Here is an 18,613-nt window from a genome sequence, read left to right on the forward strand (position 1 = left end):
ATCGCTGATTGCTACTCTGCCGTGTTGCGCCGCGACAGAGATGACGTAAGGCAGGCTGAAGCGCGCGACGACCGGGTCCTTTGGGTTCCACTTTTGGTCGCGCGGCTGTACCACATAACTCTCAGCGACGATACGGTTCACCCCGAGCTCAAGTGACACAATATCCTCCCCTTTGAAGCCGTGCTTGTCGCGCAATTGCTTCAGTCCATCGATCCCGGGATGCATAGCCCTGCAAGCCGGCCAAGCTTTGAAGCTGATCTCAGTGTTCACATAGTCCTGACCAAGTTTCCCCATAAGCAAATCGACGCCGTAGCTCGGTTCGAAGGCTCTATAGAAGCCATACTTACCAAAGAACGGCTCCCGCGGACCGTTGAAACCCACCATAGCAGACAGGGCCGATTCCACCCCCGAACGCGCCCGCAATCCTTGTTGCAGCGACACAGTGTGCGCGCCTTCCTCATACATCTGTACTTCCCCGGCGGCGTGGGCGTAAGCGATGCCGAATGCATTACGGGTTTTCTCTTCATCGAGCCGCAGCAATTTTGTGCTAACCGCGGTGGTGCCCCACACTGCGACAATATTGTCGCGGCCGGTTTTCAAAGAATGGGTCGTCACGCTACGCGCAAGACGCATGTGCAGATCCATAGCCGTAGCTAATGCGACCAGCAATTCGCTTCCGGTAATAGAAGGATCGCGCTCCGCGAGCGCCAGCGCCGGCGGCACATTGTACGCGCTGGCGTGGCAGCCGTTAATACAAAGCTCGTAGGTATCATCAAAGTCGATGGCTCTAGCCGTGGTGGCGTTTACAACGACCGCCAAGCAGGCAGGAAGCTTTTCTCCAGAAACCCAGACGGTGCATTCTGCCCTGCCGCCGGACAAGCTGCCCAGCCGACGAGCGAAGTGCGCGATCTGGTCATCCGATCCACCAATCGCGCTGGCAAGCGTGTCGAGAATGGAGAGTTTCGCGCGTTCAATCGACTTCTTAGGTATTGTCTCTGTGCGCGAATCGATAACGTGCCTAATGAGTTGCGCCGTCAAATCCATCGCCAAACCTCCCCCCCAATTAATAAACTACTGGCAAAATGTGGGGACAGCCCCGCCCCCTGCGCCTGCGTTCGAGATTGCCATGGCATGCGTTGCCCAATCAGCTTTGATTGACCGGCAGGCAGGCTGTTCTGCATATCTCTTCCTCAGAAACAGGCGCGCAGCTGCGCAACACGGCGTTCTAGTATTTGCCTTCGCAACCACCTAGGGATCGAACAGTTGCTAGTTTCCCCTGGTTGGTGATTTAGCAGTCCAGTACCGGATGAGTCTGTTCACTGCTTCGCTCCGGTCGATCTGGACCTCATGCCCCGCATTATTCAGCAGGTGGAAATCCGAATTCTTGATCAGCTTTGCCAGCTTTACACCGCGGTCAGGCGGCACTGTGGCGTCGTTCTTGGACCAGATAATCAATGTCTCGGCCCGAAGCCGATCAAGGTATGGGAACACATAGCTCTGCTGCAGGACAACATACAGACGGAGATTGGTTTCTTCTTCGGGCAGGCTCTGGAGAATCTCGTATTGCCCGCGCGCCGCGGCCCGCCGATAGGCCTCTCTCTTAGCCTCTTCCACATCCTGCCCATAGGCGCGGGTGCTCTTTCGCCAGGCGGCGACGTATTCCTCTTCGCTCGGCATCGGACTGGAATTGTCGTAAGCTTCCGTATAGGCCTGCCACCAAGTTTCGTCGCGGTCGTCCCCATAGGCCGGAGAGACGGAACTGGCTGTCAGCAATACAAGCCTCGAGACAAGATCCGGACGCAGGATCGCGACCCGCGCGGCGACGAATGACCCTTCTGAATGACCGACGAGGGTGATCTGCTTCAACCCCAGCGCTTCGATGAAGCCAATCACGTGGTCTACACGACCAAGGCGATTTACGAATTTTTGATCGGCGGGATAATCGGTCCCGCCACACTGCAGTTGATCTACCGCGATAACCCTGAACTGATCGGATAGGTCGTTGAGCTGACGCACAAAGGAACTTTTTCCGTCTGCGCCGAAGCCGGCACCGTGCAGGGATACGATAGGCTCGCCTATTCCGCTCTCATAGTATGAGGTCCCGATACCACTGACTGAAATGCTGCGTTCAGAGATCATCTTTTTCCTTGACGTAAGACGAGCCGCAGGCCTTGAAGCGCTGTGCGGAAACTGCAGCCCTGCCAGCGAGCGCCCCAACCCTACCAAGCCCGCGGTCACCATGCTGCGCAAAGTTTTACTTTGTCGCGCAGGAAACCGGCGTTTTTGGGGCGCTGTCCCTCCACTGGACAGACCAAAGGAACGAAAAACAGGTACTGGATTGTGGCACCGCCATGTGCTGGCCGTATTTGCCTAGAGTTCTGCAAATTCGCTGAGCGAGTAGTGCTGGTTGCGGGTAACAGCATCGCAGCACCGCATCGGATGTCGCGCCGCCAGGATGCGGTGGAAGTCGAAGCCGCCGAGCGCAACTGTGAACTGCGGCCTCGAGGCAGCCGAGGAGGAGCCCAAGTGGCACCGACCCACCCATTTCCGGCCCAGGCATCACACGGCATCACCTATCACCGTAACCTCCTTCGCCACTGCCATCTAAGATGATCGGGGCAACATAAAAAAACTTCGATCCATTGGCGTGGATCGGTCCGATGACGGGCGCATCTCAAGAAATCGATACCATGCCTCTTCCGATGCGCCGAGGGCGATGATGGCCTCACCCGTAGCAGCCGGGCCGCTCCCAGTCACGCGGTCGTATTGGGCGTCCGCGCCCTGCCAGGCGACCCGGAGACAGCCAGCGCATAACGGATATATGGAATCGGTATGAGCGAGACATCGCAGAAGTTGGGCTAATATTGGCAAGAACGTGCAGTTTTCCTGCGAGGAGCCCCCAATGTTGCATACCCCGCCGCCAGACTTGGACCGAATTGATCGGAAACTCCTCATTGCCGTACAGCGTAATAATCGCCTTACCACAGAGGAATTGGGCGAACTTGCAGGCCTTTCGGCAACCGCATGCCAGCGGCGATTGAAGCGACTTCGAGATGCGCGCGTAATTCAGGCAGATGTTGCTGTAATCTCGCCAGAAGCGATCGGCAGGCCCATGCTCATGCTAGCCTCTATCACTTTAGAGCGCGATCGCGCTGACATCATCGATCGTTTCAAACAAGCGATCCGGCGCACGCCCGAGATTATGAACGGATATTACGTGACAGGTGAGGCCGATTTTGTTCTCGCAATTTCGGTGCGTGATATGGTCGAGTACGAGGCATTTACCCGTCGCTTTTTTCATGAGCACCCCGATATCAAGGGCTTTAAAACCATGGTCGTAATGGATCGAATTAAGGCATCATTGGCTCTACCAATTGACGAATAGAATGGAAGCGCGCCAGTAGCACACCTGCGCCCTCCGAAGATCGGCAACCACCTCGCGAGTAGGTGCGTTGCAGGCGATCACAAATAGTCAGTTAGCCAGCGGCCCGCCGGTGCTCCAGCCACTTCAAGTGTTGGTCGATGAACTCGGGCCGCCAGTGATAAACTCGCCCGACCAGCGCCCGAGCTCGACATAACGTCGAACCATCTGCTCAACAAATGATATGATGTGCCGTGCGGCGGGCGGCAGTATTGTCCCATATGCGGTTGTTAGCGCCAATTCAAAGCTTAGCGAAGACCGCTCAATCGCCGCGACAGATAGATTCGGGCCTTCGAGATCTTCCCACAAGCACGCACGACTAAAAATCCCGTAGCCTTCATCCAGTGCAATCATTCGCTTAATGAGAGGTATCGAGTCGATCTCGTACTTGAATGTCAATTCCACCTGTTGGTCGTGTGCGGCTGCCTCCAGGCGTCGCCGCGTGTAACTCGGCGGCGCCGGAATAATCAGCGGAAGGCCCTCCAATTCAGACAACAAGACCCTCTCACCGAAGGGCCAATTCTTTGTTGATCCAACCAAATAAACTTTTTCTTTGAAGAGGAATTCGGGACTCAGATGGCGATAACTATCGACATCGTAAGCGAAGCCTAGATCTATCTGCTTGCTCTGGATCCAGTTCGCGGTTTGATAGGTGAACCCCTCGATCAATTTCAGCTTAACACGGGGGAATTGTTGACGGCAGCCTAAAATAAGCTCCGCCATGAAGGTTGGACCCAGGTTGGGCAGAACTCCCACGCGAATGACGCCGGAGGGACTCCCTTCATCGATCCGAGCTTGAAGGCAAGCGTTGTCTAGCCGCAGCAAGACATTCGCAACTTCGTCGCGGAGCTTGGCGGCAGTTTCCGTCAACCTCACTCCGCGGCCATCGCGAATGAACAATTGCACCCCGAGCGTTTCCTCCAGGCGACGCATTTGCCTGGATAAAGCGGGTTGCGCTATGCGCAACTCGACCGCAGCTCGGCTGATGCTGCCAAGTTCGGACACTCGGATGAAATGCCTGAGGGCGCGAAGCTCGATCTGATTATCCACGTGTTCGGCCCGCTCACTTGAGACGACTTGGCACCCCGATCAGACGTGTCAGCTCTGAACCTTGCCCAAGCCTCAACGTCGAAACTAAGCTACTACCGCACCGCCCCGCAATAGGCCGACCCAAGCTGGCTCCACGCCTCGCATGACTTGTCTTCAATCGAGAATGAAAGATTAATTCCAAGGCGGGTGTCACATTCGTGGGGCTTCCCTCAGCGTATTGCCGAACTCTCGGCACACTACCCGCTAGCCCAGCCGTTGCAGATCCTTCGCATAAAAATACACAATCTTTGCAACCGCAAATCGTCGGCGATGGTACTTTCACTTCTGAGGTCAGGCTAAGCCGAACGGGCTGATGCCAATTTTTTGCTCCTGCAGGTCGCAGGAACACAACGTAGGAGACAGCCAATGGCAAGGAAAGCGCTCATCCTGATCGAAGGTCATAGGGGTAATGGTCAGCTCTATGTCCAAGCGGCTCAGCGTCTTGGTTTACATCCGATTACACTGTCGGCTGATCCGACTCAGTACGAATATCTTGCAGCGGAAAACCTTCAGACAATCCGTGTCGATATAGACAATCTCGATGCGCTAATCCAGGAATGTTCCCGGCTGCATGCCACATTTGGCATTGCCGGCATCACCGGCTTTGCGGGCGACGACGAGTCGGTCTCTGCCACAGTTGGTAAGCTCTGCCGGTGTTTTGATCTACCGGGTCCCGATCCCGCGTCGATTGAACAATGCTACGACAAATTCGTTCAACGTCAGCTCCTCGCAGAGGCCGGCGTTGCAATACCTGCTTATCGCCTGGCAGCGAATGCGACGGACGTAGAAAGCTCTGCCGCGGAGATCGGCCTTCCCGTGATTGTTAAGCCAGCCGTAGGCAGTGGCAGCATGGGTGTCCGATTGTGCCGCAGCCCCGATGAGCTGGCCGAACATACGGCCTATCTGTTGGAGGGGAAGCACATATGGCGGTCTCCGCCAAGAGTGCTGGTCGAAGAATTCGCAGAAGGCCCTGCGTATGTCGCTGCAGTGATGGGACATGAGGTCGTGGGGATTGTCGCCGCTGACTACCATCCGCCACCGCACTTCGTCTATCGAGAGTGCACTTTTCCGGCCCCGCTAACTGATGAGGAGCATGAGCGTATGGCCGATGTTTCGCTGAGCTGTTTGCCAGCTCTCGGCCTTGACTGGGGGCCAAAAAGTGTTGAACTCCGGTTGACCAAACGTGGCCCAGTCGTCATTGAAGTCAATCCGCGTCTTAGTGGTGCGCCCACTCCTCTACTGATTAAGCTTGCTCACGGTGTCGATCTCATTACCGAGCACATCAAGCTTGTCATCGGCGATGAACCGAACTTGCGCAAAAGAGACTCGCGGACTGCGGTTGGGCGATTTCTTGTTGCTGATAGCGATGGCACCCTCGATTGGACCGATGGCGCTGGCCGGGCAGCTGCTTTACCAGGTGTCGCAGAGATAAGATTGTATGTTAAGTCTAAGGCGCCAATCGTAAGGAAAGGCGATTACCGAGACTGCATCGGGCATGTCGTCGCCGCTTCACCCACCTATGCTCAGACGGAAGCGATAGTCCAGCGTGCCGTCGCCTCAATTGGTTGGTCGATAACGCCATTGCCCACTGTTGACGAACGGGAAAAGGCATAGGAGCGCGGATAGGATTCTTCGAGACCCCGCCCGGCGAGCAGGCGCAGGTCGACTTTGCCTCACATGTCGTCTTCACCGACGAACCAACGACACCGAGGATCATCTGGCTATTTGCGTATTTCGCAAAAGCCGGACAGGGGTTCCGCTAATTCCCGGACAGTGGTTTCGCTAATGTCGGGACAGTCTGGCGGCGTCGGTCCTTGGGTGCCTTGTTGCGTTCATGGATGATTGATTTCGCCGTTTTCGGCGCCGGTCAAGAGGGGCGCGGCCTTTTGCTTTCGCATGCTGTCGCCCTGGAGCACGATGCGGTGGGCGTTGTGCACGATCCGGTCGAGAATGGCGTCGGCGACGGTGGGGTCTGCGATCAGGTCATGCCATCTTGCCACCGGGACCTGGGCGGTGATCAGGGTGGATTTGCGGCGATAGCGTTCCTCGACGATTTCGAACAGATGGAAGCGCTGTTGGTCGGTGAGGCTGTGGGTTCCGAAGTCATCGAGGATGAGCAGTTGCGCGCGGGTGAGTTTGTCGATGAGGCGTGGGAAGCGGCCATCGAGACGAGCGAGCGCCAAATCCTCGAACAGGCGCGGCACGCGCACATAGAGCACGGAATGATCGAGCCGTGCCGCTTGCCGTCCGAAGGCGCAGGCCAGCCACGACTTGCCGGTTCCGGTCTGGCCGGTGACGATCAGGTTTTCATGCGCTTTCAGCCATTCGCCCTGGGCGAGCGCCATGGTGCTGCGCCGGTCGAGTCCGCGCGGCGCGGCAAAGTCGATGTCCTCGATGCAGGCTTCGGGAAAGCGCAGCCTGGCTGAGGCGAGCCGGTTCCGGACGCGCTTGTCGGCCCGCATGGCGACCTCCCGGTCGAGCATCAGGCCGAGCCACTCGTCACGGCTGAGCTCGTTGGCGTTGTTGCGTTCGGCCAGTTCGCGCCAGGCGGCAGCCATGCCGGCCAGACCGAGGGCCTGCATCTGGTCGAGGGTGGGGTTCGTCAGCATTCTTTCTTCCTTTCCTTCACTGGTAATAGGTGGAGCCGCGGATGTTGGCGTGCTGGGGTGTCGGCTTTGCCGGTTCTGCGGAGCTGGCCCGGTCGAGGCCGGCTTTGAGGATGGCGGTGACGGAGGAGTAGGCGATCGCGTTGATCAGCAGCGCCCGCTCGCAGGCGGCATCGAGACGCTCCGGCCCATAGCGCGGCGCCAGCGACAGGATGCCCATGGCCGAGCGGTATCCCTGTTCCGGATGCGGCCGCTCGCGCATCATGCGCTCGACCAGGATGGCGGCGTTGGGGCCGATCCTGGCCGCCCTGCTGATCAGGCTGGCCGGCGTGGTGTTGGCGTAGCGCTGGTGCGCCTTGGGCATGTGTTCGTTGACGGTGACATGGCCGGAACGCTGCGAGCGACGGACATGGCTGGCGACACGCTGGTGATCGTGGAAGATCTCGACCACTCGATGCGTGAGCCGCACCTCGACGGTGCGCCCGATCAGCCGGTGCGGCACCGAGTAAAACGTCTTGAGAACGGTGCCGCCGGCAGCGGCTTCAAGGCAGCCGCTCGATCTCCCCGAACAGTTCGCGGCGGCTTTGGCCGACATGGCGCATCGGCCGGTTGTTCAGCTCCTCGAGCAGTTCGGCGATCACCGCGTTGAGCTCGGCGATCGAGAAGAAGGATCGGTTCCTCAGCCGCGCCAGAATCCAGCGCTCGACAATCAGCACCGCGCCTTCGACCTTGGCCTTGTCGCGCGGCTTGCGGCTGCGGGTCGGCAGGATAGTGGTGTCGTAATGCTCGGCCATCGCGGCAAAGGTCGCGTTCAGCGTCGGCTCGAACCACAGCGCCTTGACGACACCGGCCTTCAGGTTGTCGCACACGATCGCTCTGGTGACGCCGCCGAAGAAGGCGAGCGCTCGCACCTGGCCCTCGATCCAGTCCGGCAGCTTCTGGCTGGAGCTGGCAAAGGCGAAGGTCAGATTGGAGGCGCCCAGCACCGCGACAAAAATCTGCGCCGGGTAAATGATGCCGGTCGCCGGATCGATCACCGGCACCGTCTGCCCGGCATAGTCCGTCTGCATCACCGCGCCCGCCGCATGCCGGTTGCGGAATGTCCCGCTCGTCCGGCGCTCGAAAGCGGCGAAGTGCTCGCAGAACCAGGTGTAGCCGTAGCCGTCGGGGTGGGCGGCGCGATACTCCTGCCACAACAGCGTCAGCGTCACCCCCTTGCGCTTCAACTCCCTGGCGATCAGCGCAAAGTTCGGTTCGCTTAGGTCTTGCGGCGGACGACCGGCACGGCCAAACAGCAGCCGCTCAAGTGTCGCGTCGCGGCGGCAAAGGCCAGCCTGACAGCCCGGCCTCCCGCGCCCGTAGCAAATAGGTCGATACTGTCGTCTTGCTGATCTTCAGCCGTTCCGACACTTCACGCACCGAAAGACCCTGCTCATGGGTCAGGCGCAACATCGCTTGGATGTCCCTCACGCTCGTTCGTCTCGCTTGCTTCCGTCTCGGCATGGCCCCTCTCAACATCATCGTGAGAGGCCAAACTGCCAGAACGGCGCAGCCAAGAACCGACCGCTAAATCCGCTTCCGAAAACTGTCCGGGATTTAGCGGAATCGCTGTCCGCGAATTACTGAAATCACTGTCCGGGATTTAGCGAAAAGGGTGTCCGGGAATTACCGAAACACGCAGCTATTCTCTCTGGTGCTCGGCTTCAGCCGCTTGATTTGGCCCGCTTCGACAGGATCTGCTGCTGCTTATACGTTGCCATGCCGCTGCTTTCGAGGCGTTGAGCGGCGCTCCTCGTGACGTGCTCGACGGTCTTATGGATACGGCGGTGATCGGCGAAGGCGAAATCGGCGGCTTCATAGCTGACGAACCTTCGCCGAAGACGATGGCGAATTATGTCCTGGCCATGAACCACTCGCGCGGGGCGCGTTTCCATTCCTCGGCGGCGTGGTTGAGAACCAGTATAGCAGGTTCATTGCGGGCATTGGGACATGACCGCGTTGGGTTCGACGCCTCGTGGCGTTTGTAACCGGTATGACCCATGACGGCGCCATCCGATCCCCGCTGGAGATGAGCGATTTTCGGGGATGGTGCGACCATCCGGGACAGGAGCGCCGGGAGCACGTACGGGCAGACCGATCAATTCGATGAGCTGCGACTCGCGTTCCCTGCGACTTGCCCGGTTGCGCCCAGAGCGCGGATCCGTAGGTGTGCCGTCCGTTGGCTCCCGACTGTTTGAGGAGAGGGAGCCGATCAGATGTGTGATTGGAATGGATATCCACCGCACCTTTGCGGAGGTGGTAGTTTGGGAAGACGGCCGGCTGCGCCATCACGGAGGGGTCGACATGACCCGCTCGGGACTAAAAGGGGTTGGCCGCAGTTTGCGACGCATGGCGGTAGTGCGGGTTCTGTCGCCCTATTTCGGCCGGGTGATTGTGGCCAACCCGATGCAGGTGAAGGCGATCGCCCATGCCAGTATCAGGACCGGCAAGATCGATGCCGGCGTTCTGGCGCAGCTCCATGCCAGCGGCTTTCTGCTTGAGGTCTGGGTTCCCGATGAGCGGGCCGAGCGGCTTCGCGGTCTGGTCGCGCGGTGCAACCAGGCCGGTGCGGCATCGGACGCGCGTGAAGAACGAGATGCATCTTGCAGGCGCACCTCGTGCCAAAGTGCCGCTCGCGCCTGGCTCGAGCGGCAGGTGCTTCCTGACAACGAGCGGGGCCGCGATCGTCACACATCCGCGAGATCGATCGCCTGGCCGAAGATCTGGCTGACCTCGATCGCGACATCGCCTGGGAAGCGGTTGATGATGTGCAAGCCGGCGGCTTCAGACGACGACCGGCTCAATGCGATCTCGCGAGCGGTATCATCGCCGCCGTGGGCGACATCGGCGGTTCCGGCAACCGCAGAGGCTGGTGAGCTACTTCGGCCTCAATCCGCGCGTGCGCCAATCCGGTCTTGGCTTTGGCGCAATATGGGCGGATCAGCAAGCATGGGCGTTCCCATGCCCGCGCCATGCTGGTCGAGGCGCCCGGTCTGCGGCGAAGCGCCTGGTCTGCGGCGAAGGCGCCCGGACCGCTCAGAGCCTTCTTTCTGCGCATCCGCAACAAGCGTGGCCATCAGGTCGCAGCCGTGGCGGTCGCCCGCAAGCTCACGATGTTGATGAGGCATCTGCTGACGAAAGAGCAGGACTACTTCTGGGCTCGCGCGGCGCTGGTGGCAGCAAAGCAGAGGCAGCTCGCTCTCAAGGCTGGCGCGCCGGGCGACCGCGGTCTCGGTCGTCGCGGTTCGGCTCACGCCTACAACGTGAAGAGTTTGCGAAACAGCGATAAAGCCGTGGCCGAGAATGCCGAGCGTGCCTACGAGCTATGCTTCGGCGTTGGGCGGCCACGCGGGCCGAAGCGCGCACGGACAGACACGCGAGCCTGGAAATTTTGAGCTCAGGTTCTGGTTCTCGCGTCCAACGCCAATCCCTGCACTTCAATAATCTCACTGGTCCCGCGCAGTTGGGCACGCATTACACTGCACTCGAACGTTGGGCCGGAAAGATCGACTTAATCTCGAGGAATGCTGCCAGCCCCTCAGGTCCGAGTTCCCGACCAAGGCCGCTTTCCTTGACACCGCCGAATGGCGCGTCGATGTGAAGCGCGTAACGGTTGATGCCGACAACACCAGCCTCCACTCGGCGCGCAATCGCCATGCCCCGCTCAGGGTCGGACGTGAACACCGCACCACCCAGGCCATACGTAGTGCCGTTGCAGATCGCGATCGCCTCCTCCTCGTTGTGGTACGGGATCACAGACACCACCGGCCCGAAGATCTCCTCCTGCGCGATCCGCATAGATGTGTCGACATCACGGAAGACCGTTGGCTCGAGATAATATCCGACGTCAAGTCCCTGCGGACGCCGACCGCCGGTAACGACCTTCGCGCCCTGCACGCATCCAGATGCAATGTACTCCTCGACGCGAACACGCTGCCGCTTCGCCACCAGTGGCCCGACCTGCGTCGCTGGATTGAGCGGGTGGCCCACGACTAGCCCAGCCACCTTGTTCGCAATTCCTTCGACGACTTCGTCGTACCGTGCGCGCGGAGCAAGGACGCGGGTCAGGGCGTGACAGATCTGACCGCTGAACGGGATGCACGCCGGCGCGACTAAGGGGAGAAACGTGTCAAGATCGACATCCTCGAGCAGCAACGCCGCCGACTTGCCGCCAAGCTCGAGCGTAACGCGCGCGAAGCGCTTGGCACAGGCCAGTGCAACCTGGCGACCAGCGTGCGTTGAACCGGTAAACGACACTTTGTCGACACCCGGATGCGACGCAACCAATGCTCCTGTTTCGCGCGCACCGAACACGATATTGACGACGCCGGGGGGAATGCCTGCCTCGCCTAGGGCTTCAGCGAGCAGGTATGAGTCCAGTGATGCTTCCGGTGCGGGCTTAACGACCGTCGTACAACCAGCGGCCAACGCTGGTGCCAGCTTCCATGCGATTGCGCCCTGAGGGCCGTTCCACGGTACGATCAATCCGGCAACACCTACCGGCTCCCTCCGAATGACAGTTCGCAACTCGTGTCCTATGCGCTCGGATTCGACTTCTAGTTGATCGGCAAGCTCGGCATAGTAGCGGTAAAATTTCGATGTGCCGCTCCCATTGGATTGCACGGAGCTTACCAGGGGCATCCCGATCTGCGCCGTGACAACCGCGCCCAGCTGCTGGGCGCGATCCTCGATTGCACGCGCGAGTCTGCGCAAATAATGGGCTCGCTGCGACGGCGGCAGCTGAGGCCACCCGGAGTTCCGGAACGCCGCACGTGCGGCATCCACTGCCGCAGAAACGTCGTGCTTGTCGCCATTGGGGATTGTCGCAAATTCCAGCTCATCCGCCGGGTTCACGACCGGAATCCTAGCCGACGAATGGGCCGGCCGGAGCTCGCCGTCGACATAGATATCGGTGTGCTCGCCTGTCATCAAGCTGATTGGCGTGGTCATTGCTTTGCCTTTCGTCACATAGGCTGATCCTTCCAAAGGGCTCAACCAGTTTGTCCACTCAGCACCGCTGCTACGCGTCGACCTTGGTGGCGGGAGCCGCTCGGCGGCTTTCCTGCATGCTCGTCAGCAACCAGACGCCGGCGGATTAGTGGACGACTCGCACGGCCAGCCGATCGGTTGATTGCTGTGGCACGAACTCGGCCAGGGCGATCGACAGCTTCGGCTCATTCGGTCATTTTTGTTGAATCACACTCAAACGCATTCTGGAGCTCGATCGAGGCATTACTAGGATCGGGGGATGCCCGCGACGAGTTCCAACCTTGCGGCCCGCCCCCTACACCTCCGGGCCAAACTCAATCCCTGCCCAAACCAAGGCCAGCGTTAAGGAACCAAGTGCCACGCGGACAGCGGGCGCTCGTGGGCAGACGCCTGTCTCAGGGCCAAAGGTTTTGCAGCACTCTTGGGGTGGCAGCCTTGGCACGCTTGACCTCTGCTCTGGACAAACGGTCGACAAATTGGGCCAGCACTAAGCGGGCAACCACTTCCGGATCGACCGCCGGGTCTCGCTGGACGCCGACGTGGATCCGTTCGAGAAATGAATTCCGGTTTCTGGCGTTGGCGCGCCGGCCGGGATTCCAACCCTCGTAGTAGAAGCCGCGAAGCAAAGCTGGCAACCGTGCGCCCATGTAAACGGCGTGGTCGCGATCCAGGCAGTCGCGCAGAGCGTGCAGCGTCGCAATCAGAGCTTGGTAGACCCGCTCGCGATCATGCCAGCGAAGTCTCCACATCAGATCGCTGATCCAATTCTGAGTTACTTCTAATGCGTTGTTGAAATCATGCCTCGCGCACATTGGCTTTTCTCATTTCCTTGAAGGTTGCCAGGATCTCGAATGCGCCTCATCGGCCTTGAAGTTGACCTGGTCAGGCGAGACTAGCGCTGCAAAAACGAGGACCAAATGGCTTCCGTCCGTGGCGAGCGAGCGATGCCTGACAGATGACCCCCTTGGAAAAGAGGCCTTCCGGTAGCGAAGTAGTTCCAGAGGCAAAGCTGGAGTTCAGACGGTTTGACAAAGATATTAACCGGAGCGTTCGCTAGTGCTCGTGCGGGCACGGCTCGACCCAGACAAACACTCCGTTGGTTGTAATTATCTCCTTGCATCCAGATTAATCGCTCAGTTTCCGCGTCAGAAATCCTCGCCTCAGCGCAGCGCTAGGATCTCGTTCGGCGCAATCTAAACAATTTGGCAGTCCCAGCGTGCCTCATTCCAAGGGCCTAGAGGCCGCCGCGTTACGCGACGGCGGCACTCAGAGAGTTCTTCTAGGGCTCACGTCAGGGTGTGCTACATCGTCGCCGCAGTTTGCTCCCGCTTCATAAAGCCGAACACCTACTGCAACTCACGCGCGCGCCCGGCCCCATTCCCCTTTTCCCATATTGACTCGTAGTTTCGCAGCATCATCTCCGCGACACCAAAGGTGTGATTGCCTTGCCGCGAAGCCAGGCGAGCATCGATGTCGGGATAGATAAAGAAGGGCAGGGAAATTCGTTCGGCCGGACCACTGTGCACGACCTGATGCGGCGTACTCTTGAACCGGTTATCGCTCAACACCTGAAGCATGTCGCCCAGATTGACAACGAGACTATCGGGGAGGCTCGGCGCCGGTATCCAACGCCCGTGGAACCACACCTGCAAGGATCGCGTGGGGAGTTCCTCCTGCAGCAGCAGCGTGAAAAAACCATTGTCGGTATGCTTAGCGGCCGCGCCACCGGTAGACGGATATCGGATCACGCGTTGCAGAACCGTCGGCGGGCTGAAATGGCGTTGGAACCAGCCTTTTTCCATATCGAGCAGGTCGGCCAGCGCGTTCCCGAGCTGCGGGACGACGCCATTAAGCACGGTGGCCTGCAAAGCTAGGAGGCTCCGCGCGAAACCTGGAGCTAAGGCGTCGTCCGGAAGGCGTGTGAGTCCGGCAAATGGACGCCGGTCGCTTTCATTCTCGATACCGAGGTCGAACATTTCCTTTGGGTCCGGCCCGGCCTCGGGATGCAGCATTTCACCGTGCAACGGACTGTATCCACGCGCGGTGGTGGGGTGGACGTTTTGAAAGGCGTGACCATAGCGTTCCTTCGTAGCCAGGGGCAACGCGAAGAAGCGCCGGGAAGCGTCGATCGCTTCTGTAATCTGTTCTTTCGGGATTCCGTGCTCGACAAGGTAGAAGAACCCGTACTCCTCGCAGGCCGTGCATAATCGCTGTTGCTCTTCACGTCGCGTTGCATCGGATGACAGTTTCGCCAATGAGATTTGCGGTAGCGTAGTCATGGTCGCTCCTCCGTCGGTGCTGTGCCCCTGTGGGGCTACTTAAGCCAAAAGATTGTCTTACATACACAGATCTATTCTCTGTCGCAGCGAATATCCTATAGATTACCCACAGGCGCAACACAAAATATATCAAGAATATGCGAAATTACTGTACAATTGGATTTAACGGTTCTTAAACATCCGTAGCAGGCGAGGTTTGTGACCCCCCCTCGAGTTCAAGAAGGGACGATGAGAGCCCGTTCGATGATGTGCGCGAGATCTGCCCAAATTTCACGCTGGCCTGGGTGTGGACGGCGTACACCCAGCCCGTATGGCCTTGCGATGTTGATACAGGCGAATGACCGCCACGTTCCAGTGCGTTGGCATTGCGCAACAGCAAGCATCAGTATGCATTTTGATAGGGACGGAATTGCCAAACTTGTGTGAGTGAAAGCAAACGGCGAGTTCTACCTCTTCGGGAATTGTCTGGCATTTACAGCTCATAAACCTCGATCGCTTGGCGAAAACGAATCCGGCCACAAGAAGTTTTTTGATCACCTTTTTGTTGATGATTTCCGGTCTTCTTTTAAAATTGCGTCAGCCATCTTCTCAGCCACCATGACCGTTGGAATGTTTGTATTGGCGCGGGGGCAGAACGGCATCACCGAAGCATCGGCAATCCTCAAGCCCGAAACGCCCCGAACCCGACCCGACGGATCAGTCACCGCAGCAGGGTCGGAGGCTTGCCCTATCTTGCAGCTCGAAGTCGGATGCCAGTTGCCGGTCACATTCTGTCGGACAAATCGGTCGAGATGCTCCTCGTTTTTGATCAGATCTGAAATGCTATGACCATCGGTTATGACATGGCTAATGAGGGCGCGGCGCAAGCGTGGAGAACTGTCCATAAGCAAAGCAAGCACCGAGGTGAGCCCGTAATTAACGCAATTGACCTTGCTGACCTGCTTCGCTCGTGCATTCCAAGCTGAGGGAAACGGGTCAAGCGCGACCGCCGACAGGGAATCCTGCTTCAGTAGGCGGGCCATGAAACAGAATCCGTGCTTCAGTCGATCGGCGTCCCGCTTGTCGCTCAACCAGTTGAAATCTACCTGCGGCTCTACGGTATGAGAGCGATCCTTGAGCACGATCGTCCCTGTCGAGTAAGCTCGGTTGACCCACAAATAGAGGGAGCCGAGGCGCTTGCCCAGCGGGTGCCAGGCCGACTTGGCAACCCCCGATATTGCCATGTCCGTCGACGGGCACCCATTGTAGCCCGACGAGTAACGGGCGTGCATCTGGATGTGGCCGCTCACGTTGGGCGCCATGCGATCGCTCGGTTTCAAATACGCAGAAACGGCGATCCCTGGATGTTCTTGAAGGTTCTGGCCCACACCTCTTACATCTGCTACAACCGGAATGCCGAGATTTGTCAGTTGTTCAGCCGGACCGACCCCTGAGCGCATCAATATGGTGGGGGAGTGGATAGCTCCGGCGCAGAGGATCACGTTTGAAGCGAGATACGACTGCTGGCCGAAGTTGTTTTCCGTCTCGACCCCCGTAATGGCGCGGCCTGAAAAGGCCAGCCGCACAACCGTCGTTTCGGGCAATATTGTCAAATTGCGTCGGGAGCGGACGCTCTCGGACAAGTAGGCCATCGCAGCGGAAACGCGATGCCCGTTTCGATTGGTCAAGGGAACAACCGAGTATCCGTCACCAAATTCACCATTGAAGTCCGGCCTGAAATGAAGACCCTCCTGTTCATACGCTCTCGATACCGCTCGGATAAAGCCGGACCAGTCTGATCGCCGCACCCGTCTTATCGGCAGCGGACCAGCCTTGCCGTGAAATTCGCCGCCGAAATCCAGATCGCATTCGAGCCGACGGAAGTAGGGTAGAACCTCCTCCCAGCTCCAGCCCGCTGCACCGCTCGAGACCCAGTCATTGTAGTCTTCGGGACCACCGCGGTTGGCCACCTGAGCATTGATGCTGGAGCCGCCGCCCATCACCCGGGCCTGCTCGTAATGAATGGGCTTGCGGCCATCCCGGACTGCGGTCGCGTCGAGTAAAGGCCATTGATAATCGGGATTGAAGTAAGCACGTGTTGGATTGCCTTCCAAGATGTCATCAGGGACGGCATTCGGGGGCGTATCAGGACCGGCTTCGATGAGCAGTACGCGATGTCCATCGCTGGAGAGCCTGCTCGCCACGACGGATCCAGAGGAACCGCCACCGATCACGATATAATCGAAAACCACACAAGCCTCCCACTATCCACATGATGCTCAGACGAGGGATAACGGGCACTATTAGGCTCCCCCAGCAGAGGATCACTCGTCAGGCAGCTAAATACGTGATGGTGCCGTAGGAAAACCACACTACACCCTAGTAGTTGGTAAGAGGCCGAGAATCAGCTAGGATGACAAGCGGAATGAATGTCGAGATGGCCGCGTGATGGGCGAGTCACGTGGTTCCTTTCTGAGAGATGGTAATTTGAATTAAACTCCTCAGATACGGAAATTGCCGAAGGCCGAGCCTCAACGCCGACGCACAACAAGAACGCAGCGGCTCCGCAACTGTTGCCTACGACGCAGCAATTTCGTCAAGTTTAGCCGCTATCTTGCAGTCATCCCACCGATGCGACCTGGCCGATCTTCTTCCAGCTCGCGCCGGCACGTTACGCCACCCCTGGCGAGACCGTGTGCGGCCCGTCTCTACGGCGTGGCGCTCGGACGAGCGACGATCCCGAAGGATATCCTATGTTCCGTGCGCTTGCTGTTCCTCATGCTAAAAGTCATTCCCGCCTATAAGCGGACGCGTCAACTACTAGATGCCGTAGTATCAGTGCTTTCCCGCAAGCTCTAGAAGCCACGGAGTGTTCAGCGCACTTAAGGGTGCATCGGCATGCAGAGCAACGTCACGACCCTAGAGCTTGCGAGGTGCATCTGTGCGGCAGACGAGTTGGGGCGCAAGATGGGCCTTCACATTACCATGGGCGAAGATTTTGAAGAGTACGTTGGGATCACCAGCAGACTTCCCGGGAAGTCACCGACGTATCCAAGCTTCCGTCCAGACTGTTCTTATCTTCCGCCTGGAAAGGCCTTTTGGATCGTCGGGCGTGATCAGGATGGAAGAGTAGCGCATGTACAAGCGATGCGTCTATATCATCTATCCAACACAGACGTTGCTGAGCACCTTGGGTCGTTGAGAGCCTGGTTCGCGGATCCTACCTTCATAGCCGGGTCTGGTTCCTCGTCTCGTTGCGATGCGCCCACTGGCCGCGCCATGACTGGGCTGGTCGCCTATCATGGCGACATCTGGTTGCGCGAGGACTTCAGAGGCCGCGGTCTCTCTACCTTTATCGGTCGCATTGCATTTGGACTAGCCTGGGCTAAATGGTCGCCGGACTTCATCTATGCGCTGGTTGCCGATTGGCACGTCCAAAAAGGCGTTGTCGATCAATATGGGTATCTACATCAGGAGCCACACGGATCAGTCCTGCACTTGCCCGCGTACGGGATAGCTGACGACGATTGGCTCGTTTGGCTGACGCGAGACGAACTGTTGAAGACGGTTCATGCCTCATCAGTGCAGGCGCCCGTTGAGAATACTGTGGCGAGAGCCGACTCTCGATCATGGACCGTATCGCCAGACTGATCTGAGCCGGAAACAGATGCCGTATGAACGTCTCCTCGGCCCGGTGATTGGAGATTTCCAAATATTACATATTCGAGAGCCTCTAACACGCGTGAGCCTCAGCGCCTGAGCGGCTATCAACGACCAAGTTGCAAACTCTCTGGAGTTGGGCTCGGGTTGGCGACAGGTTCGGTGGCACTATGTGACACTCTCGCTACGCTAACCGTTTGAGCTGTCGCCATTCCGGCAACGCTGTTGGCCCTGCGTAGCTGCCGGTCGACACCGCGTTGTCCATTGGCATGTGGCATCCGGCAGGTTCCAAGAAGGCCTCGGACGCGACATACACGCGACCGCGGGGACCGCCGATTCAAGCGACGAGGACCGGAAGTGAGGTTGATTTTCCCAATGCAAGTCGAAAGGATTGCCCGGGAGATGTTCGTCCTCCCGTCGGGTTGGCGGGCGGGCCAGAGCCAAGCCCACCTTATCAACTGCGTCGGACAGACTTTCGGTAATCCCATTCACAACTATCAAGAATCTAAGATGTTTCACCATTTTGAAGTTGTGCAATATAAAGCTCAATA

Annotated in this window: 12 protein-coding genes and 1 pseudogene; 3 read left to right on the forward strand and 10 right to left on the reverse strand. The window is 58.6% G+C overall.

Annotation, left to right across the window (positions count from 1 at the left end):
* Both EOD29_RS29470 and EOD29_RS29475 read right to left on the reverse strand, forming a co-directional pair.
* Window positions 1–1,044: MmgE/PrpD family protein (locus EOD29_RS29470; RefSeq protein ID WP_127248676.1), on the reverse strand; the 1,044-nt coding region annotated here is incomplete at its 3' end.
* A 222-nt stretch (window positions 1,045–1,266) separates the two neighbouring features.
* Window positions 1,267–2,139: an alpha/beta hydrolase gene (locus tag EOD29_RS29475; RefSeq protein WP_127248677.1), complete on the reverse strand. Its 873-nt coding sequence runs from the start codon at window positions 2,137–2,139 to the stop codon at window positions 1,267–1,269.
* A gap of 763 nt (window positions 2,140–2,902) precedes the next feature.
* Here EOD29_RS29475 and EOD29_RS29480 point away from each other — a divergent pair.
* The gene (locus EOD29_RS29480) at window positions 2,903–3,385 is read left to right on the forward strand and encodes an Lrp/AsnC family transcriptional regulator (RefSeq protein ID WP_095489421.1); all 483 of its coding nucleotides are present in this window, start codon (window positions 2,903–2,905) and stop codon (window positions 3,383–3,385) included.
* A gap of 123 nt (window positions 3,386–3,508) precedes the next feature.
* Here EOD29_RS29480 and EOD29_RS29485 read toward each other — a convergent pair whose 3' ends face one another.
* Window positions 3,509–4,471 (reverse strand): LysR family transcriptional regulator, encoded by a 963-nt coding sequence (locus tag EOD29_RS29485; protein ID WP_127248678.1) that lies wholly within the window; start codon window positions 4,469–4,471, stop codon window positions 3,509–3,511.
* 405 nt (window positions 4,472–4,876) lie between these two features.
* Here EOD29_RS29485 and EOD29_RS29490 point away from each other — a divergent pair, with 405 nt between their 5' ends.
* Window positions 4,877–6,124, forward strand: a complete 1,248-nt coding sequence (locus tag EOD29_RS29490) for an acetyl-CoA carboxylase biotin carboxylase subunit family protein (protein ID WP_127248679.1) — start codon at window positions 4,877–4,879, stop codon at window positions 6,122–6,124.
* Between the two features lie 218 nt (window positions 6,125–6,342).
* Here EOD29_RS29490 and istB read toward each other — a convergent pair whose 3' ends face one another.
* The 3 genes and pseudogenes from istB to EOD29_RS37455 all read right to left on the reverse strand — a co-directional run bounded on the left by istB (window position 6,343) and on the right by EOD29_RS37455 (window position 9,846).
* On the reverse strand, window positions 6,343–7,119 hold the full coding sequence (gene istB / locus EOD29_RS29495) for an IS21-like element helper ATPase IstB (protein WP_127248680.1): 777 nt from the start codon (window positions 7,117–7,119) through the stop codon (window positions 6,343–6,345).
* A 16-nt stretch (window positions 7,120–7,135) separates the two neighbouring features.
* Window positions 7,136–8,619 (reverse strand): annotated as a pseudogene (istA, locus tag EOD29_RS29500) (IS21 family transposase).
* An 855-nt stretch (window positions 8,620–9,474) separates the two neighbouring features.
* The gene (locus tag EOD29_RS37455; protein ID WP_245475475.1) at window positions 9,475–9,846 is read right to left on the reverse strand and encodes a hypothetical protein; all 372 of its coding nucleotides are present in this window, start codon (window positions 9,844–9,846) and stop codon (window positions 9,475–9,477) included.
* 281 nt (window positions 9,847–10,127) lie between these two features.
* On the opposite strand from EOD29_RS37455, the gene EOD29_RS37465 reads away from it, so the two are divergent.
* Complete coding sequence (locus EOD29_RS37465; RefSeq protein WP_245475478.1) at window positions 10,128–10,550, forward strand: hypothetical protein; 423 nt, start codon at window positions 10,128–10,130, stop codon at window positions 10,548–10,550.
* 79 nt (window positions 10,551–10,629) lie between these two features.
* On the opposite strand, the gene EOD29_RS29510 is transcribed toward EOD29_RS37465, so the two are convergent.
* The 4 genes from EOD29_RS29510 to EOD29_RS29525 all read right to left on the reverse strand — a co-directional run bounded on the left by EOD29_RS29510 (window position 10,630) and on the right by EOD29_RS29525 (window position 16,654).
* A complete protein-coding gene (locus EOD29_RS29510) occupies window positions 10,630–12,105 on the reverse strand; it encodes an aldehyde dehydrogenase (RefSeq protein ID WP_206520516.1) in 1,476 nt (491 codons plus the stop codon).
* Between the two features lie 434 nt (window positions 12,106–12,539).
* On the reverse strand, window positions 12,540–12,956 hold the full coding sequence (locus EOD29_RS29515) for a DUF2267 domain-containing protein (protein WP_095489418.1): 417 nt from the start codon (window positions 12,954–12,956) through the stop codon (window positions 12,540–12,542).
* A gap of 534 nt (window positions 12,957–13,490) precedes the next feature.
* Window positions 13,491–14,423 (reverse strand): 2-oxoglutarate and iron-dependent oxygenase domain-containing protein, encoded by a 933-nt coding sequence (locus EOD29_RS29520; protein ID WP_127248681.1) that lies wholly within the window; start codon window positions 14,421–14,423, stop codon window positions 13,491–13,493.
* A 533-nt stretch (window positions 14,424–14,956) separates the two neighbouring features.
* The gene (locus EOD29_RS29525) at window positions 14,957–16,654 is read right to left on the reverse strand and encodes a GMC family oxidoreductase (protein ID WP_127248682.1); all 1,698 of its coding nucleotides are present in this window, start codon (window positions 16,652–16,654) and stop codon (window positions 14,957–14,959) included.
* Between the last annotated feature and the right edge of the window lie 1,959 nt (window positions 16,655–18,613).

This window comes from Mesorhizobium sp. M1A.T.Ca.IN.004.03.1.1 (genome assembly GCF_003997555.1).
Classification (GTDB): Bacteria; Pseudomonadota; Alphaproteobacteria; order Rhizobiales; family Rhizobiaceae; genus Mesorhizobium.